This window comes from Enterobacter sp. N5-15 (genome assembly GCF_057221635.1).
In genome coordinates this window covers 3,251,451-3,270,607 of the sequence record NZ_CM170150.1, presented here as the reverse complement: position 1 = coordinate 3,270,607, position 19,157 = coordinate 3,251,451, and the positions used below count along the sequence as shown (strand labels likewise).

The following is a 19,157-nucleotide window of genomic DNA, read 5'->3' as shown; positions in this document are numbered from 1 at the left end:
GCGTAGCGCCACCCGGCATTTACATTAGATCTTACATGCGCCGCTTTCGCAGCCATCGTCCTGAATTGACGGCACCATGTCGTCCTGCGCGTCTTCCGCACCGTCACGGGTGTTGTGATAGTACAGCGTTTTCACGCCAAATTTGTAGGCGGTGAGCAGGTCTTTCAGCAATTGCTGCATCGGAACCTTGCCGGACGGGAAGCGCGTCGGGTCATAGTTGGTATTGGCAGAGATCGACTGGTCGATAAACTTCTGCATGATACCTACCAGCTGCAGGTAACCGTCGTTGTTTGGCATTTCCCACAGCAGCTCGTAGTTGTTGCCCAGCGTTTCGTAATCCGGTACGACCTGACGCAGCACGCCGTCTTTCGACGCTTTAATGCTGACGTGGCCGCGCGGCGGTTCAATACCGTTGGTGGCGTTCGAGATCTGCGAAGAGGTCTCGGACGGCATCAGGGCAGAGAGCGTGGAGTTACGCAGGCCGTGGGTCTTGATGGACTCACGCAGACCTTCCCAGTCGAGATGCAGCGGCTCGCTGACAATCGCATCCAGGTCTTTCTTGTAGGTGTCGATTGGCAGAATGCCTTTCGCGTAGGTGGTTTCGTTGAACCACGGGCACGCGCCTTGCTCTTTCGCCAGCTCGTTAGAGGCTTTCATCAGGTAGTACTGAATCGCTTCGAACGTCTGGTGCGTCAGGTTGTTGGCGCTGCCGTCAGAGTAGCGCTTGCCGTTTTTCGCCAGCCAGTAGGCGAAGTTGATCACGCCGATACCCAGGGTACGGCGGCCCATTGCACCGCGTTTAGCGGCCGGGATTGGGTAATCCTGGTAGTCCAGCAGGGCGTCGAGTGCGCGAACCGCCAGCACGGCCAGCTCTTCCAGCTCGTCCAGGCTCTTAATCGCGCCCAGGTTGAACGCGGACAGCGTACACAGCGCGATTTCGCCGTTTTCGTCGTTAACGTCTTCCAGCGGTTTGGTCGGCAGGGCGATCTCCAGGCACAGGTTAGACTGGCGCACCGGGGCGACGACCGGGTCAAACGGGCTGTGGGTGTTGCAGTGGTCCACGTTCTGGATGTAGATACGGCCGGTAGAGGCACGTTCCTGCATCATCAGGGAGAACAGGTCTACCGCCTTCACGCGCTGCTTGCGAATGCTGTCGTCTTTTTCGTATTTGGTGTACAGACGCTCGAACTCGTCCTGATCGGCAAAGAACGCGTCATACAGGCCCGGAACGTCGGACGGGCTGAACAGGGTGATGTCTTCGCCTTTCAGCAGACGGGTGTACATCAGCTTGTTGATCTGCACGCCGTAGTCCATGTGGCGCACGCGGTTGCCTTCCACGCCGCGGTTGTTTTTCAGGACCAGCAGGCTTTCCACTTCCAGGTGCCACATCGGGTAGAACAGGGTCGCAGCACCGCCGCGCACGCCGCCCTGAGAGCAGGATTTTACTGCCGTCTGGAAGTGTTTATAGAACGGGATACAGCCGGTGTGGAACGCTTCACCGCCGCGAATCGGGCTGCCCAGCGCACGGATGCGACCGGCGTTGATGCCGATACCGGCACGCTGGGAAACGTATTTCACGATGGCGCTGGAGGTGGCGTTGATGGAATCCAGGCTATCACCGCACTCGATCAGTACGCAGGAGCTGAACTGACGGGTTGGGGTACGCACGCCGGACATGATTGGCGTCGGCAGAGAAATCTTGAACGTGGATACCGCATCGTAGAAACGCTTCACGTATTCCAGACGGGTGTCACGCGGGTAGTTAGAGAACAGGCAGGCGGCCACCAGAATATAGAGGAACTGGGCGCTTTCGTAGATCTCACCGGTTACGCGGTTCTGAACCAGGTATTTGCCTTCGAGCTGCTTCACCGCCGCATAGGAGAAGTTCATGTCGCGCCAGTGATCGATAAACCCGTTCATCTGCTCGAACTCTTCTTCCGTATAGTCTTCCAGCAGATGCGTGTCGTATTTGCCCAGCTCAACCATTTTCACTACGTGATCGTAAAGCTTCGGCGGCTCAAACTGGCCGTAGGCTTTTTTACGCAGGTGGAAAATCGCCAGACGTGCAGCGAGGTACTGATAATCCGGTGCTTCGCGGGAGATGAGGTCTGCCGCTGCTTTAATGATCGTTTCGTGGATATCAGACGTTTTGATGCCGTCGTAGAACTGAATGTGGGAACGCAGTTCAACCTGGGAGATAGATACGTTGTTCAGTCCTTCTGCTGCCCAGTCGAGAACTCGATGGATTTTGTCCAGATTGATACGCTCGGTAGTACCGTCGCGCTTTGTCACCAGCAGACTCTGATTCATGTGGGTTTTACCTGTCCGTGAAATAAAAAATATCCCCCGCTTATCCACAGATCCGTCTTGTGACTAACTCTGTGGATAAATACTACATATAGGGGGTTTGCGATAAGATAAACGCTATATGGTGAGTATTCTAGTATCGAATCATTTCAGCACAAGGGTTGATTTTGACGTTAAATTGAGGTTGTGAAAGGGTAAAAAAGGCTAAGTCCTCGTACCGTAAGGCCTGGAAGACATGTCAATAATTAAGAAAAAAAATTCAAAATTTGATCGAGTGCTGATTTCTTCAACGAGAGGTCAGAATTGCGCAACATGATGTCGCGCAATCTTTATAAGAATAACGAATGACGTTAGTCGTTTTTGGCGGTTGTGTGCAACATATAGTTAACATCAACGCCCGGTGCGAGTTTGAATTTATCGGTCAGCGGATTGTAGTGCAGGCCGGTGATGTGCTGCTCTTTGAGCCACGTCTGGTCAACCCAGCTTAACAGCTCCGCAGGCTTGATGAATTTCTTCACGTCGTGGGTCCCTTTCGGCACCATGCGCAGCACATACTCCGCGCCGACGACGGCCATCAGCCAGGCTTTACCGTTGCGGTTGATGGTTGAGAAGAAGACCTGGCCGCCCGGCTTCACCAGATTTGCACAGGCATGCACCACCGACTGCGGATCGGGAACGTGCTCCAGCATCTCCATGCAGGTCACCACATCGTACTGATGGGCGTGTTTCGCCGCATGCTCTTCCACGGTTTCCTGCACGTATTCAACCTGTATACCGGACTCCAGCGCGTGAAGGCGGGCCACCTGCAGCGGTTCAAAGCCCATATCCAGGCCCGTAACATTCGCCCCTTCGCGCGCCATGCTCTCAGCCAGGATGCCGCCGCCGCAGCCGACGTCGAGCACTTTCTTACCGAACAGACCGCCGGAACGCTCCGCGATATAGCCCAGACGCAGCGGGTTAATGCGATGCAGCGGTTTGAACTCACCTTCGAGATCCCACCAGCGGGACGCCACCGCTTCAAATTTGGCAATCTCTTCGTGGTCAACGTTGTGAACCACCGGGGATTTTTCGGCATTCATGGGCGCTTTTACTCCTTATTTAGCAAGACAAAGGAGTATATCAGGCAATCCCCGTGAATAAAGCGTATAGGTTTACCTCAATCACCTCGGCTGTGTTATAATTTGCGACCTTTGAATCCGGGATACAGTAGAGGGATAGCGGTTAGATGAGCGACCTTGCGAGAGAAATTACACCGGTTAACATCGAGGAAGAGCTGAAGAGCTCCTATCTGGACTATGCGATGTCGGTCATTGTTGGCCGTGCGCTGCCGGACGTCCGCGATGGCCTTAAGCCGGTACACCGTCGCGTACTATACGCCATGAACGTATTGGGCAATGACTGGAATAAAGCCTATAAAAAATCTGCCCGCGTCGTCGGTGACGTTATCGGTAAATATCACCCGCATGGTGATACCGCCGTTTATGACACCATCGTTCGTATGGCGCAGCCATTCTCCTTGCGTTACATGCTGGTAGATGGTCAGGGTAACTTTGGTTCAGTCGACGGCGACTCCGCTGCGGCGATGCGTTATACGGAAATCCGTATGTCGAAAATCGCACATGAGCTGATGGCCGACCTGGAAAAAGAGACCGTTGATTTCGTCGATAACTACGACGGCACCGAGCGCATCCCAGATGTGATGCCAACCAAGATCCCGAACCTGTTGGTTAACGGTTCGTCCGGTATCGCGGTCGGTATGGCAACCAACATTCCGCCGCACAATATCACCGAGGTGATCAACGGCTGCCTGGCCTATATCGACGATGAAGACATCAGCATTGAAGGGCTGATGGAACACATCCCGGGCCCGGACTTCCCGACGGCGGCGATCATCAACGGTCGTCGCGGTATTGAAGAAGCGTACCGCACCGGCCGCGGCAAGATTTACATCCGTGCCCGCGCCGAAGTGGAAGCGGACGCTAAAACCGGCCGTGAAACCATCATTGTTCACGAGATCCCGTATCAGGTGAACAAAGCGCGTCTGATTGAAAAAATCGCCGAGCTGGTAAAAGAAAAACGTGTTGAAGGCATCAGCGCGCTGCGTGACGAGTCTGACAAAGACGGTATGCGCATCGTGATTGAGATCAAACGCGACGCGGTGGGCGAGGTTGTGCTGAACAACCTGTACTCCCAGACTCAGCTTCAGGTCTCCTTCGGTATCAACATGGTTGCACTGCACCATGGTCAGCCGAAGATCATGAACCTGAAAGAGATCCTGAGCGCGTTCGTGCGTCACCGCCGTGAAGTGGTGACCCGTCGTACCATCTTCGAACTGCGCAAAGCGCGCGACCGTGCGCACATCCTTGAAGCGCTGGCGGTTGCGCTGGCCAACATCGACCCGATCATCGAGCTGATCCGTCGTGCGCCAACCCCGGCGGAAGCGAAAGCCGGCCTGATTTCCCGTCCGTGGGATCTGGGTAACGTCGCCGCGATGCTGGAACGTGCGGGCGACGACGCTGCGCGTCCTGAGTGGCTGGAACCTGAATTCGGCGTGCGTGACGGTCAGTACTACCTGACTGAACAGCAGGCACAGGCGATTCTGGATCTGCGTCTGCAGAAACTGACCGGCCTTGAGCACGAAAAACTGCTCGACGAATACAAAGAGCTGCTGGAACAGATTGCTGAGCTGCTGCACATCCTGGGCAGCGCAGAGCGTCTGATGGAAGTGATCCGTGAAGAGCTGGAACTGGTCCGCGATCAGTTCGGCGATGCGCGCCGCACCGAAATCACCGCGAACAGCTCTGATATCAACATTGAAGACCTGATCAACCGCGAAGACGTGGTGGTCACCCTGTCTCACCAGGGCTATGTGAAGTATCAGCCGCTGACCGACTACGAAGCACAGCGTCGTGGCGGTAAAGGCAAGTCTGCAGCTCGTATTAAAGAAGAAGACTTTATTGACCGCCTGCTGGTGGCCAACACCCACGACACGATCCTCTGCTTCTCCAGCCGCGGTCGTCTGTACTGGATGAAAGTCTATCAGCTGCCGGAAGCAAGCCGCGGTGCGCGTGGTCGTCCAATCGTTAACCTGCTGCCGCTGGAAGCGAACGAACGTATCACCGCCATCCTGCCGGTACGCGAGTACGAAGAGGGCGTGAACGTCTTTATGGCGACCGCCAGCGGTACCGTGAAGAAAACCGCGCTGACCGAGTTCAGCCGCCCACGTTCCGCCGGGATCATCGCGGTGAACCTGAACGAAGGCGACGAGCTGATCGGCGTGGATCTGACCTCCGGTTCTGATGAAGTAATGCTGTTCTCTGCCGCCGGTAAAGTGGTGCGCTTTAAAGAGAATGCCGTCCGTGCGATGGGTCGTACCGCTACGGGCGTTCGTGGTATCAAACTGGCTGGCGAAGACAGCGTTGTTTCTCTGATTATTCCGCGCGGTGAAGGGGCTATCCTGACCGTAACGCAGAATGGTTACGGTAAACGTACGGCGGAAGGGGAATACCCAACCAAGTCTCGCGGCACGCAGGGCGTTATCTCTATCAAAGTGACCGAGCGCAACGGTTCCGTTGTGGGCGCGGTGCAGGTGGACGATGCCGACCAGATCATGATGATCACCGATGCCGGTACGCTGGTGCGTACCCGCGTGTCTGAGATCAGCGTGGTGGGGCGTAACACCCAGGGCGTAATCCTCATCCGTACAGCGGAAGATGAAAACGTGGTCGGTCTGCAGCGCGTTGCTGAGCCGGTGGATGACGAAGAGCTCGATTCCATCGACGGTAGCGTTGCGGAAGGCGATGATGATATCGCGCCGGAAGCCGATACTGACGATGACGCAGCGGATGACGCTGACGAGTAATGTCTCCTGATGCAAAAAAGGGCCGGATTCCGGCCCTTTTCTTTTGCACAAGCAGATAAGTCAACGTTGCGACCTGGCGCGTTTACCGCTACCTTAACCACATTCTTTTGACCCCGACGGCGGAGCCTCGCCCCCTTGAAATACCTCGTCTCCTTTCGTACTACGCTGAAAGTTTCTCGCTATCTGTTTCGGGCGCTGGCGCTCCTGCTTTGGCTGCTGGTGGCCTTGTTCTCGGTGTTTTACATCGTTAACGCGCTGCACCAGAAAGAAGCGGAGATCCGCCAGGAGTTTAACTTAAGCTCCGACCAGGCCCAGCGCTACATTCAGCGAACGTCTGACGTGATGAAGGAGCTGAAGTATATAGCCGAGAATCGTCTGACGGCGGAAAACGGCATCCTTGCGCTTCGCGGGCGTAATGACAAAACCGAAGTCCCGGACTTCCAGCCCCTGTTCCCGGACTCCGATTGCTCCACCATGAGCAATTCCTGGCGCGGGTCGCTGGAATCCCTTGCCTGGTTTATGCGCTACTGGCGCGACAATTTCTCCGCCGCCTATGACCTGAACCGCGTATTCCTGATTGGCAGCGAAAATCTCTGCATGGCTGACTTTGGCCTACGGGATGTGCCCGTTGAGCGTGACGATGCGCTGAAAAGCCTGCATGAACGTATTGTGAAATATCGCAATGCGCCGCAGGACGAGCGCGGGAATAACATCTTCTGGGTTAGCCAGGGCCCGCGCCCGGGCGTGGGCTATTTCTACGCCCTGACGCCGGTGTATCTCGGCAATCGCCTGCAGGCGCTGCTGGGGATTGAGCAGACCATCCGCATGGAAAACTTCTTCACCCCGGGCAGCCTGCCCATGGGGGTGACCATTCTGGATGAAAACGGTCATCAGCTGATCTCACTCGCCGGGCCGGATAACCCGTTAAACGTCGAACCGCACTGGATGCAGGAACGGTCGTGGTTTGGCTATACCTCGGGTTTCCGCGAACTGGTGCTGAAGAAGAGCCTGCCGCCTTCGTCGCTGAGTATTGTCTATTCGCTGCCGGTGGACATGGTGCTTGAGCGGATACGCATTCTCATCATGAATGCCATTCTGCTGAACCTGATCGCGGGTGGGGCGCTGTTCACCCTGGCGCGCATGTATGAGCGGAAAATCTTTATTCCCGCCGAGAGCGACGCCCAGCGGCTGGAGGAACACGAGCAGTTTAACCGCAAGATTGTTGCCTCGGCGCCGGTGGGGATCTGTATTCTGCGTACCCAGGACGGGACCAATATCCTGAGTAATGAACTGGCGCATAACTACCTGAACATGCTGACGCATGAAGACCGGCAGAGGCTGACGCAAATCATATGCGGCCAGCAGGTTAACTTTGTCGACGTGCTCACCAGCACGCACACCAACCTGCAGATCAGCTTTGTGCATTCCCGCTATCGCAATGAAAACGTGGCGATTTGCGTGCTGGTGGATGTCTCCGCGCGCGTGAAGATGGAAGAGTCGCTGCAGGAGATGGCGCAGGCGGCGGAGCAGGCCAGCCAGTCGAAATCCATGTTCCTTGCCACCGTCAGCCACGAGCTGCGAACGCCGCTGTACGGGATCATCGGTAACCTCGACCTGCTGCAGACGAAAGAGCTGCCGAAAGGGGTCGACAGGCTGGTGACGGCGATGAACAACTCCTCCAGCCTGCTGCTGAAAATCATCAGCGATATTCTCGACTTCTCTAAAATTGAGTCTGAGCAGCTGAAAATCGAGCCGCGGGAGTTCTCGCCGCGCGAGGTCATGAACCACATTAGCGCTAACTATCTGCCGCTGGTGGTGCGTAAACAGCTGGGGCTCTACTGCTTTATCGAACCGGACGTGCCGCTGACGCTGCACGGCGATCCGATGCGCCTGCAGCAGGTCATCTCTAACCTGCTCAGCAACGCCATCAAATTCACCGATGTTGGCTGTATCGTGTTGCACGTCTGCCGGGCGGGGGATTATCTGAGCATTCGCGTGCGCGACACGGGCGTCGGCATCCCGGCGAAGGAAGTAGTTCGCCTGTTCGATCCGTTCTTCCAGGTCGGGACCGGCGTGCAGCGTAACTTCCAGGGCACCGGACTGGGGCTGGCGATTTGTGAGAAGCTCGTCAGCATGATGGACGGTGATATCTCGGTGGATACCGAGCCCGGCATGGGCAGCCAGTTCACCATCCGTATTCCGCTCTATTCGGCGCAGTATCCGGCAAAAGCGACGGTGGACGGGCTGAGCGACAAGCGCTGCTGGCTGGCGGTGCATAACGCCTCGCTGAATGACTACCTGACGGCGCTGCTTGCCCACAGCGGCGTGAGGGTGTGTCGCTATGAAGGTCAAACCCCGGACGTGGACGATGTGCTGATCGCCGACGAGATGCCGGATCAGCCGTGGCAGGGAAGAGGGTCGGTGCTCTTCTGTCGTCGCCACATCGGCATTCCTGTCGAGCGTGCGCCTGGAGAATGGGTACACAGCGTTGCAACGCCGCACGAGCTGTTGAGCCTGCTGGCGCGCATCTACAAAGTGGAGCTGGAAGAGCGCGACGGCGCGGGCGGATTGCCGTCACCGGACTCTCTGGCGTCGGTGAATGACGATATGATGATTCTGGTAGTGGATGATCATCCGATTAACCGCCGCCTGCTGGCTGACCAGCTTGGATCGCTGGGCTACCAGTGCAAAACGGCCAATGACGGCGTGGATGCGCTGAACGTGCTGAGTAAAAATCATATTGATATCGTGCTTAGCGACGTCAACATGCCAAACATGGACGGCTACCGTCTGACGCAGCGCATCCGACAGTTGGGCCTGACGCTGCCGGTAGTGGGCGTAACGGCGAACGCGCTGGCGGAAGAGAAGCAGCGCTGTCTTGAGTCAGGCATGGACAGCTGTCTGTCGAAACCGGTGACGCTGGACGTGCTGAAACAGACATTGTCGATTTACGCGGATCGCGTGAGAAAAACCAGAATATAAAAAAGGCCCGCGAGGGCCTTTTACGTTTTTCCCCCTCTCCCTGTGGGAGAGGGCTGGGGTGAGGGCATCAGGCCGCACACCCGTCCGGGATCAATCTTTGTCCGTTGCGCTCAGCGTAACGGAGGAGAGATAGTTCAGCAGTGCAATATCGTTGTCCACGCCCAGCTTCATCATCGCTGATTTCTTCTGGCTGCTGATGGTTTTAATACTGCGGTTCAGCTTCTTGGCAATCTCGGTCACCAGGAAACCTTCTGCGAACAGGCGCAGAACTTCACTCTCTTTCGGGGACAGGCGTTTGTCACCGTAGCCACCCGCGCTGATTTTTTCCAGCAGGCGAGAGACGCTCTCAGGCGTGAACTTCTTGCCTTTCTGCAGCGCAGCGAGCGCTTTTGGCAGATCGGTCGGTGCGCCCTGTTTCAGCACAATCCCTTCGATGTCCAGATCCAACACCGCACTCAGGATCGCCGGGTTGTTGTTCATGGTAAGAACAATGATCGAGATGTCCGGGAAGTGACGTTTAATGTATTTGATGAGAGTAATCCCATCACCGTACTTGTCCCCAGGCATGGAGAGATCGGTAATGAGCACGTGTGCATCAAGCTTTGGGAGGTTATTGATCAGTGCTGTAGAGTCTTCAAATTCACCGACTACATTCACCCACTCGATCTGTTCAAGTGATTTGCGAATACCGAACAGTACAATCGGATGGTCATCGGCAATAATTACGTTCATATTGTTCATGTATAAGGCTACCTTGCTACAGCAAGCTTTTGACGTAGGCGTCAATGTCGCTGATGTATTTTTCAATGCCAGAGGCATCTTTCTCACGAATTAGATGTTCCAGCGTTTCACATAACTGCTTGCCGGGAACCAGATTAAGCATGGCAAACACCCCTTTAAGCCGGTGTGCTGTCTGTGCCAGCGCTGCAAAATCATTCGCAGCGGACTCAGTATACAACCGCTTAACATCATCTGGTACTGTATCAACAAAGAGTGAATAGTATCCGCTGGCGTGAAGCTCGGCATTTTCATTGCCGCCTAACGGTGATTCCGCTATCTCTTCCTGCGCCAGCTGATCTTCTATTAGTTGTAGTACAGCTTCCTGCATCGCATTGCTTATATTAAAGTTGACGCGCAGCTGGCCAGGGCCGATTTTCCGCACGCCTGACTCATCATCGCTTAAAAGCAAGCCGGAGGCAGTAAGATTAGACGGATTATCAGTTAAAAACAGATCAAATTCTTGACTTGCAAGTCTTTCATCCGGCGTGATGCAGGCCGCACCCCAGTTTTCTAACTGACGAACGACAATATTGCGGATCTCATTCGAGGTCACATCGACCATCACCACGACGTCATCCAGCAGACGTTCTTCATCTTCTTCCTGTGGATTGGCCGCCATTTTCACGTGCAGAGAATAGCGGGTGCCGAGGGATTCACGGGCTTTGATATTCAGATGGCCGCCGAGCTTGCGCGCCAGCTGATCGCACAGCCAGAAGGTCAGGGCATTGGCCTTGCCGTAGCGATCGCTTTGCGTGTCATTCAGGAACGGGAAGTGCAGGTTATCAATTTCACTCGTTGTGACGCCTTCCCCGGTGTCCAGGATGCGGAACGCCAGGCGGTCTTCTGCCGACTCCTCCGCGCTGACTTCAAGTGTGATCTTGCCAATTTGCGTGGTGGTCACGGCGTACTGAATAATCATCAGCAGGATGCGACGCAGCGCTTCGCGATCGCCGTGGCGTTCGTCATTCGCCGGGAGATTATTATTGATCAGCAGCTGCAACCCCTTGCGCTTAATCACGGGCAGCACGTCCGGCACGACTTCATCGATCAGATCCTGAATGGAGAAGAGGGTTGGCGTTCCCTTCCAGAAATCATTCTCCAGCATGTTCGCCAGCTGGATCTCATCAACCATTCTGACCAGTGAATCGGCCTGGCAGGCAAGCTGGTGGCTTTCAGAGGTGTTTAACGCCGCCGCCTGGGTCGCCAGCGTTTTTAACGGCTGCTTGAAGGCATCGCCAATGTTCTGCATGAATGCGGCGCGCCCCTGCTGGTTTTTCTCATACAGTCTTTGCGCCTGCTTGAGCTTTTTATTGACCAGCACTTCGCGATCCTGGTCGCGAATAATGAAGATTTGCGTGCGGGGAGCCACCTGGCTGCGGAACTGGCGGATCTCGTACAGTTCATTGTTGATGGTGGCCTGAATCACCCCCTGGTGCTGATCCGCCATGGTGGTGATGTTCTGCAGGTTAAGATGCGGCAGCAGATGGTCGGCAATTTTGTTGCTCATCACCGTACGATTCGCCTCCTGGTCGTGAACCAAGACCCCAAGCGGCAGCACGGAAACAATTTCTTCATTCAGTGCACGCAATACGCGCAGCTCATTGCTGGTGCCGGCCGGAACCGCAGAGGCGTCGCTCTGACGCCCCGTCTGGAACCGGAAGGTGCTGTAGCCAAACAGCGCCAGCGCCAGCAGACCGATATTCAGCAGCAGAGGCAGCAGGATATTTTGCAGGGTGTCGAGCAACAGCGTGCCAAACGGCACCTGCCACACCAGACGCATCCCGGTCGAATTCAGCGATGAGGCAATTTCGATTTTCGAGCCGTTAAAGGAGATCGAAACGCTCTCTGCGGCCTCTTTGTCTGACGCCGCACGCATGTTCTGAGTGCTGCTGTCTGGCTCCATACGGAAGCTGTCGAGCGGCATGTCCGGCGGGATTAAATCATTAATCGGTAAATCGAAGGCTACCACCGTCGCCAGATGTCCTGGCTGGTTGAACGTGGTGCGCAGGGTAAAGTAATGACCGTTTTGCCAGGCCAGACGACGCAGGGAAGAGAAGCTCTCGCGTTCATCAAGGGCGTTCGCCTGCTGCAGCATCTCTGCCCGGCGGGAATCGACGATGCTGCCCACGGTGGTCTCTTTAAACCCGGAAGAGAGATCTTTTAACGGCAGCGTTGAGATCAGGATCATGCTGTTGTCCTGACCGTTCAGATAGTACATCGACCACGGCACCGTTTCAGCGCCCCAGAGGGTATCCAGATAGGTCGAGATACGCTGCGTCATCTCAAGCGTCGCGCTGTCGTGAGAGCCAAAGATGAGGGCCTCGGTCTTACGCTGCGGTTTTTCGAGATAATAGACATCCTGCTTCAGCCGCGTCTCCTGAAGTCCATCCCCGGACGAGGAGGTCGGGGCAGCCGCGATATTGTCGTAAATCTGCCAGGTGGCGTAGCGCCAGGTATCAATGCGCTTGTGCACGGCATGGGTGATATCAACGACCTGATAGCTCTTATCCTTCAGCCAGGCGTTAACCGCACTTTGCACCATCACCCCCATGGTGACTAACAGCACAACGATCAAAAGAAGAAAGAAACGGGTGATGCTCCCGGGAAGGAGGGAAAATTTGCTCGGGGCGGTAGTTTCAGTCTGACTCATTGATATCTTTAACCCGTTATGGTCGTGCTCTGTGGCGATAGGGCAGTATAAAGGGTAATAACTGAATTTCCAGCGCCACTGTCCGGGAAGAAGCGACTTTTTCGCCGGACAATATCGGCGGTGGGGTGTGCAGTAAACATGTACAAACTCGCCATAGGCGTACAAATAACAGGCATACGCTCCCGGAAAATAGCACGAATTAACAAGAAATTAAGTTTCGCCTCAATTTTATGCCCTCGCAGGATACCCGAGGAGAATTTAGTTAATAGTCGTTACAATTACGGTGCGGTAGCACAAAAAAAGAGAAGTTACGTAAAGAAAGGTAAAAAAAAACCGAATGCGGAGCATCCGGTTCAATTAGGGATAAACAGACATTCAAAACTGAATGACGGTAATAAATAAAGTTAATGATGATAGCGAGAGTTATTTTAGAGATTAGGTGCGATCTTGTTTTGTCATTCAGTGCTGTAACGGATTTTATTGTAACTCATTGATATTTATGCGGTGATTTTCCTGTTTGATTATAAGTGCTAATTTTCTAAGCTATTTGTGCTTTGTAAAAGTTCCTTGATATTTACATTTTGAAACATGTTGATAGATAAATGAAACATCTTCAAAGTTTTCGTATCATATTCGCATTGGATTATTCTGTAATTTTGCGGAGAATGAAATTGCCGACTGGTTAATGAGGGTTAACCAGTAAGCAGTGGCAATTATAAGGCATATAACAGAGGGTTAATAAAATGAAAGTTAAAGTACTGTCCCTCCTGGTACCAGCACTCCTGGTAGCAGGCGCAGCAAATGCGGCCGAAATTTATAACAAAGATGGCAACAAATTAGATCTGTACGGTAAAGTCGATGGTCTGCACTATTTCTCTGACGACAAGGGTGCCGACGGCGACCAGACCTACATGCGTCTTGGCTTCAAAGGCGAAACTCAGGTTAACGATCAGCTGACCGGTTACGGCCAGTGGGAATACCAGATCCAGGGCAACACCTCCGAAAGCGAAAATGATGCCTGGACGCGTGTGGCGTTCGCGGGTCTGAAATTCGGTGACGCGGGTTCTTTCGATTACGGTCGTAACTACGGCGTAATCTACGACGTAACCTCCTGGACTGACGTTCTGCCAGAATTTGGCGGCGATACCTATGGCGCAGACAACTTCCTGCAGTCCCGTGCTAACGGCGTGGCGACCTACCGTAACCAGGACTTCTTTGGTCTGGTGGATGGTCTGAACTTTGCCCTGCAGTATCAGGGTAAAAACGGCAGCGTAAGCGGTGAAAACGTCGGTGGACGCAGCCTGCTGAAACAGAACGGCGACGGCTACGGTGCATCCGTGACCTATAACCTGGGCGAAGGTTTCAGCGTGGGTGGCGCAATGTCCTCCTCCAAACGTACCGCCGATCAGAACGGCGCAAGCGTTTATGGTCATGGCGATAACGCAGAAGTCTATTCTGGCGGCCTGAAATACGATGCCAACAACATCTATCTGGCAGCGCAGTACTCTCAGACCTACAACGCAACCCGTTTCGGTACCTCTAACGGCAGCAGCCCGACTACCGCTTACGGCTTCGCTAACAAAGCGCAGAACTTCGAAGTGGTTGCTCAGTACCAGTTCGACTTCGGCCTGCGTCCATCCGTGGCTTACCTGCAGTCTAAAGGGAAAGACATCGAAGGTTATGGCGATCAGGATCTGCTGAAATATGTTGATGTTGGTGCGACTTACTACTTCAACAAAAACATGTCCACCTACGTGGATTACAAAATCAACCTGGTTGATGAAAATGAATTCACCCGTCAGGCGGGTATCGGTACTGACGATATCGTCGCGCTGGGCCTGGTTTACCAGTTCTAATCGCTTCACCGTGTGACGTAAGGGGCCTGATGGCCCCTTTTTTGTGCCTCTCAGATTCTCACAACTCACCCGTTTTGGTGTACTCTTGCCGCCCTGGCATGAGGATAATAATGAATGGACATGACTTTTTTACGCGCCAGCTTTCTGGCTATGCTTTTTTTCCTGACCGCGTGTAACGATCCCACCCCCGTGGCGAAAACCGACGCACCCGCCGCGGCGGTGCTCGAAGGCAAAACGATGGGGACCTTCTGGCGCGTCAGCGTCATGAACCTCGATAAAACGCGCACAGATGAACTTCGCGGCAAAATCCAGTCGCAGCTGGACGCCGACGATCAGCTGCTGTCGACCTATAAAAATGACTCGGCGCTGATGCGCTTTAACCTCTCAACCAGCACCTCCCTGTGGCCGGTGAGCGAGGCGATGGCCGATATCGTGACCGAGGCAATGCGCGTGGGTTACAAAACCAACGGCGCGATGGATGTGACCGTCGGACCGCTGGTAAACCTTTGGGGATTTGGCCCTAACAAACAGCCGGTGACCACGCCTGCACAGGCGGCTATTGATGACGCCCGCGCCAGGACAGGGCTGCAGCATCTGACGGTGATCAATCAGTACGGGCAACAGTACCTGCAAAAGGATATCCCCGATCTGTTTGTCGATCTGTCGACGGTTGGGGAAGGCTATGCGGCGGATCATCTTGCTGCGCTGATGGCCCAGGAAGGGATTTCCCGCTATCTGGTCTCCGTGGGCGGCGCGCTAGTCAGCCGGGGCATGAACGCCAGCGATAGGCCGTGGCGCGTAGCGATTCAAAAGCCGACCGATCGGCAAAATGCCGTGCAGGCGATAGTGGATATCAACGGACATGGGATCAGTACCTCCGGCAGCTACCGTAACTATTACGAGCTTGAGGGGAAGCGTATTTCACACGTTATCGATCCGCAGACCGGACGTCCCATCACGCATAACCTGGTCTCGGTGACGGTCATTGCCCCCACCGCGCTGGAAGCGGATGCCTGGGATACCGGATTAATGGTTCTCGGCCCGGAAAAAGCCAAAGAGGTGGTTCGTCAGGAAGGGCTGGCGGTTTATATGATCACCAAAGAGGGCGACGGGTTCAAAACCTGGCATTCACCGCAGTTCGACAGCTTCCTGGTGCGCGAAAAAAATTAAAAAGCAAGGTTGCGGGTTTTTTATCAGTGGCACTCAGGCAGGCTCTATGTATGCTTACAAGAGGAGCCGATAATGAGAAACTCGACCTTTATTACCGATGAGGATCGCTGGCAGGCCGTGCTGGCCCGCGATCCGCTCGCTGACGAACAGTTTGTCTTCGCCGTGCAGACCACGGGTATTTTCTGCCGCCCGTCATGCCGCGCCCGCCACGCGCTGCGTAAAAATGTCCGCTTTTATCCCGATGCCCACCACGCCGTTCAGGCAGGGTTTCGCCCGTGCAAGCGCTGCATGCCGGACAAACGCGATCCGCAGGCGCAGAAGCTGGCGAAAGTGGAACACGCCTGCCGTCTTCTGGAGCAGGAACCCACGCTAACGCTGGAGGGGCTGGCGCAGCAGGTTGCCATGAGTCCTTTCCATTTCCACCGTCTGTTTAAGTCCGTGACCGGCATGACGCCAAAAGCCTGGCAGCAGGCGGCGCGAGGCCAGCGCCTGCGCACCGCGCTTGCACAGGGAGACAAAGTTACCGACGCCGTGCTGGCGGCGGGGTTTCCCGACAGCAGCAGCTATTATCGCAAAGCCAACGATGCGCTGGGCATGACGGCGAAGCAGTACCGCAAAGGGGATGCGGCAGTGCGTTATGCCATCAGCGACTGCTCGTTAGGACGCTGTCTGGTTGCAGAAAGCGAGCGGGGGATCTGCGCGATCCTGCTGGGTGACAGCGATGCGGAATTAGCCGAAGAGCTTGCCGCGCATTTTCCAAAAGCAGCGCATGCACCGCTGGAAGAGGATTTCGCGCGGCGGATCCAGCAGGTGATTGCCAGTATCGATAACCGCGACGTACCGCTTGCGCTGCCGCTGGATATTCGCGGAACCGCGTTCCAGCAGCGCGTCTGGCAGGCCCTTCGCAACATTCCCTGCGGCGAAACGGCAAGTTACCAGCAGGTGGCGCAGGCGATTGGTCAACCCAATGCGGTACGCGCTGTTGCCGGAGCCTGTGCGGCAAACACGCTGGCGATTGTGATCCCCTGTCATCGCGTGGTTCGTAACGACGGCGCGCTGTCGGGTTACCGTTGGGGGACGGCGCGAAAAGCGCTATTACTGAAACGTGAGGCTAAACGCCAGGAGGGATAATGCTCGATCTTTTTGCGGATGCTGAACCCTGGCAGGAGCCGCTTGCGCCGGGGGCGGTGATCCTGCGCCGCTTTGCACTCTCCCGTGCGGCGGCGCTGCTTGCCGGTATCGACGAGGTGACGGCGGTTTCGCCGTTTCGCCATATGGTGACGCCGGGCGGCTATACCATGTCGGTGGCTATGGCCAACTGCGGCGAGCTGGGCTGGGCGACGAACGAGCGGGGCTATCTGTATGCCCCGAACGATCCCGCTACCGGCCAGCCGTGGCCCCCGATGCCTGCCGTTTTTCAGGCTCTCTGCCACGAGGCCGCCGTAGCAGCGGAGTATCCTGACTTTCGGCCGGATGCCTGCCTTATCAACCGCTACGCCGTCGGTGCGAAGCTCTCGCTGCATCAGGACAAGGATGAACCCGATCTGCGCGCGCCTATCGTCTCGGTATCGTTAGGTCTGCCCGCCGTCTTCCAGTTTGGAGGATTACGCCGCAACGATCCGCTCAAACGCATCATGCTGGAACATGGCGATGTGGTGGTGTGGGGCAGGGCGTCGCGGCTTTATTATCACGGCATTCAGCCGCTAAAGCCCGGGGCTCACCCCCTGACGGGCGAATACCGTTATAACCTGACCTTTCGTCAGGCCAGGGCCAGTAAACAAAAATAAGAATTATTCTTGATGTCCGCGCAGGGCAGTTTACACTGCTGGCTGATTTTTATTGTCCGGATTGCCTGCATGCAACTACTTCTCCTTGTCTGGCGTCAGTACCGCTGGCCCTTCATCGCCGTAATGGCATTAAGCCTTGCCAGCGCCGCGCTGGGTATTGGTCTGATCGCGTTTATTAACGTGCGGTTGATTGAAATGGTCGACACCTCGCTCTCCGTACTGCCGGAGTTTCTCGGCCTGCTGCTTCTGTTGATGGCGGTTACGCTCGGCTCCCAGCTTGCGCTGACCGCGCTCGGGCACCATTTCGTTTTTCGTTTGCGCAGTGAGTTTATCAAGCGGATCCTGGACACCCAGATAGAGCGCGTTGAGCAGCTCGGCAGCGCTTCCCTGCTGGCGGGGCTGACCAGCGACGTGCGCGCCATTACCATCGCGTTCGTGCGTCTGCCGGAGCTGGTGCAAGGGATCATTCTGACCTTTGGATCGGCCGCATATCTCGCCTGGCTCTCCAGCAAAATGCTGGCGGTGACCGCGCTGTGGATTGCCATTACCATCTGGGGCGGCTTTATGCTGGTGTCGCGCGTCTACAAACACATGGCGGTGCTGCGCGAAACCGAAGATAAGCTCTATAACGATTACCAGACGGTACTGGAAGGACGCAAAGAGCTCACCCTGAACCGCGAGCGCGCCGAGCATATCTTTAATAACCTCTATATTCCGGACGCGCGCGAATACCGTCATCATATTATTCGCGCCGATACCTTCCACCTGAGCGCGGTGAACTGGTCAAACATTATGATGCTGGGCGCCATTGGCCTGGTATTCTGGATGGCGAACAGCCTGGGCTGGGCGGACACCAACGTCGCGGCAACCTACTCGCTGACGCTGCTGTTTTTGCGCACGCCGCTGCTGTCGGCGGTCGGTGCGTTGCCCACCTTGCTGAGTGCGCAGGTGGCATTTAACAAGCTCAAAAAATTCGATCTCGCGCCGTTTAAAGCCGAATTCCCGCGCCCGCAGGCCTTCCCGAACTGGCAGACGCTGGAGCTGCGTAACGTCACGTTCCGCTATCAGGACAGCGCCTTCTCCGTGGGGCCGGTCAACCTGACGATCCGCCGCGGTGAACTGCTGTTCCTCATCGGCGGCAACGGCAGCGGTAAATCTACGCTGGCGATGTTGCTGACCGGACTCTATCAGCCGCAGTCGGGCGAGATTTTGCTGGACGGCACGGCGCTGAGCGCGGAGAAGCCCGAGGATTACCGCAAGCTTTTCTCGGCTGTGTTCACCGACGTCTGGCTGTTCGATCGGCTGCTGGGGCCGGAAGGGCAACAGGCCAATCCTGCGCTGGTGGAAAAATGGCTGGCGCAGCTGCAGATGTCGCACAAGCTGGCGTTACAGGACGGGAAGATCCTCAACCTGAAGCTTTCCAAAGGGCAGAAAAAACGCGTGGCGCTGCTGCTGGCGCTGGCGGAAGAGCGTGACATCATCCTGCTGGATGAGTGGGCAGCGGATCAGGACCCGCACTTCCGCCGCGAGTTTTATCAGGTGCTGCTGCCGCTGATGCAGGAGATGGGCAAAACCATTTTCGCCATCAGCCACGACGATCACTACTTCATTCATGCCGACCGCCTGCTGGAGATGCGCGACGGCAAGCTGAGCGAGCTGACCGGTGAAGAGCGCGATGCGGCCTCGCGTGATGCGGTGGCGCGTACGGCCTGATGCCAGTGTGCCGGGTGGCGGCTTCGCCTTACCCGGCCTACGATTTTGTA

11 protein-coding genes are annotated in these 19,157 nt (G+C 55.7%); 7 read left to right on the top strand and 4 right to left on the bottom strand.

Annotated elements, in window-relative coordinates:
* Positions 1-24: 24 nt before the first annotated feature.
* Entirely contained in the window at positions 25-2,310 is a 2,286-nt protein-coding gene (gene nrdA / locus AC2TE5_RS15465) for a class 1a ribonucleoside-diphosphate reductase subunit alpha (protein ID WP_023312513.1), read from the bottom strand.
* A gap of 347 nt (positions 2,311-2,657) precedes the next feature.
* Complete coding sequence (gene ubiG, locus AC2TE5_RS15460; protein WP_213328158.1) at positions 2,658-3,386, bottom strand: bifunctional 2-polyprenyl-6-hydroxyphenol methylase/3-demethylubiquinol 3-O-methyltransferase UbiG; 729 nt, start codon at positions 3,384-3,386, stop codon at positions 2,658-2,660.
* 146 nt (positions 3,387-3,532) lie between these two features.
* Between ubiG and gyrA the strand changes: the two genes are divergently transcribed.
* Both gyrA and rcsC read left to right on the top strand, forming a co-directional pair.
* Positions 3,533-6,169, top strand: a complete 2,637-nt coding sequence (gene gyrA / locus AC2TE5_RS15455) for a DNA topoisomerase (ATP-hydrolyzing) subunit A (protein ID WP_121425291.1) — start codon at positions 3,533-3,535, stop codon at positions 6,167-6,169.
* 135 nt (positions 6,170-6,304) lie between these two features.
* Positions 6,305-9,151, top strand: coding sequence for a two-component system sensor histidine kinase RcsC (gene rcsC / locus AC2TE5_RS15450; protein ID WP_213328159.1), 2,847 nt, complete (start codon positions 6,305-6,307; stop codon positions 9,149-9,151).
* Between the two features lie 90 nt (positions 9,152-9,241).
* On the opposite strand, the gene rcsB is transcribed toward rcsC, so the two are convergent.
* Positions 9,242-9,892 (bottom strand): response regulator transcription factor RcsB, encoded by a 651-nt coding sequence (gene rcsB, locus AC2TE5_RS15445; protein ID WP_003859405.1) that lies wholly within the window; start codon positions 9,890-9,892, stop codon positions 9,242-9,244.
* A 16-nt stretch (positions 9,893-9,908) separates the two neighbouring features.
* Positions 9,909-12,581, bottom strand: a complete 2,673-nt coding sequence (gene rcsD, locus AC2TE5_RS15440; RefSeq protein ID WP_484611956.1) for a phosphotransferase RcsD — start codon at positions 12,579-12,581, stop codon at positions 9,909-9,911.
* A gap of 743 nt (positions 12,582-13,324) precedes the next feature.
* Between rcsD and AC2TE5_RS15435 the strand changes: the two genes are divergently transcribed.
* From AC2TE5_RS15435 to AC2TE5_RS15415, 5 genes are all read left to right on the top strand, one after another.
* Positions 13,325-14,437, top strand: a complete 1,113-nt coding sequence (locus AC2TE5_RS15435) for a porin OmpC (RefSeq protein ID WP_047060579.1) — start codon at positions 13,325-13,327, stop codon at positions 14,435-14,437.
* A 114-nt stretch (positions 14,438-14,551) separates the two neighbouring features.
* Positions 14,552-15,607 carry an FAD:protein FMN transferase ApbE gene (apbE, locus tag AC2TE5_RS15430; protein WP_484611955.1) on the top strand — a complete coding sequence of 352 codons (1,056 nt, stop codon included), beginning with the start codon at positions 14,552-14,554 and terminating at the stop codon, positions 15,605-15,607.
* A gap of 72 nt (positions 15,608-15,679) precedes the next feature.
* Positions 15,680-16,738 (top strand): bifunctional DNA-binding transcriptional regulator/O6-methylguanine-DNA methyltransferase Ada, encoded by a 1,059-nt coding sequence (gene ada / locus AC2TE5_RS15425; protein WP_484611954.1) that lies wholly within the window; start codon positions 15,680-15,682, stop codon positions 16,736-16,738.
* Complete coding sequence (alkB, locus tag AC2TE5_RS15420; protein ID WP_484611953.1) at positions 16,738-17,394, top strand: DNA oxidative demethylase AlkB; 657 nt, start codon at positions 16,738-16,740, stop codon at positions 17,392-17,394. Before ada ends, alkB begins: the two co-directional genes overlap by 1 nt.
* A 69-nt stretch (positions 17,395-17,463) precedes the next feature.
* Entirely contained in the window at positions 17,464-19,107 is a 1,644-nt protein-coding gene (locus AC2TE5_RS15415; protein WP_484611952.1) for a multidrug ABC transporter permease/ATP-binding protein, read from the top strand.
* The last annotated feature ends 50 nt before the right edge of the window (positions 19,108-19,157 follow it).

Excerpts from the sequence above, each read along its gene's own strand:
- nrdA (WP_023312513.1), bottom strand. The coding sequence starts at position 2,310 with ATGAATCAGAGTCTGCTGGTGACAAAGCGCGACGGTACTACCGAGCGT.
- ubiG (WP_213328158.1), bottom strand. The coding sequence starts at position 3,386 with ATGAATGCCGAAAAATCCCCGGTGGTTCACAACGTTGACCACGAAGAG.
- gyrA (WP_121425291.1), top strand. The coding sequence starts at position 3,533 with ATGAGCGACCTTGCGAGAGAAATTACACCGGTTAACATCGAGGAAGAG.
- rcsB (WP_003859405.1), bottom strand. The coding sequence starts at position 9,892 with ATGAACAATATGAACGTAATTATTGCCGATGACCATCCGATTGTACTG.
- rcsD (WP_484611956.1), bottom strand. The coding sequence starts at position 12,581 with ATGAGTCAGACTGAAACTACCGCCCCGAGCAAATTTTCCCTCCTTCCC.
- AC2TE5_RS15435 (WP_047060579.1), top strand. The coding sequence starts at position 13,325 with ATGAAAGTTAAAGTACTGTCCCTCCTGGTACCAGCACTCCTGGTAGCA.
- apbE (WP_484611955.1), top strand. The coding sequence starts at position 14,552 with ATGGACATGACTTTTTTACGCGCCAGCTTTCTGGCTATGCTTTTTTTC.
- ada (WP_484611954.1), top strand. The coding sequence starts at position 15,680 with ATGAGAAACTCGACCTTTATTACCGATGAGGATCGCTGGCAGGCCGTG.
- alkB (WP_484611953.1), top strand. The coding sequence starts at position 16,738 with ATGCTCGATCTTTTTGCGGATGCTGAACCCTGGCAGGAGCCGCTTGCG.
- AC2TE5_RS15415 (WP_484611952.1), top strand. The coding sequence starts at position 17,464 with ATGCAACTACTTCTCCTTGTCTGGCGTCAGTACCGCTGGCCCTTCATC.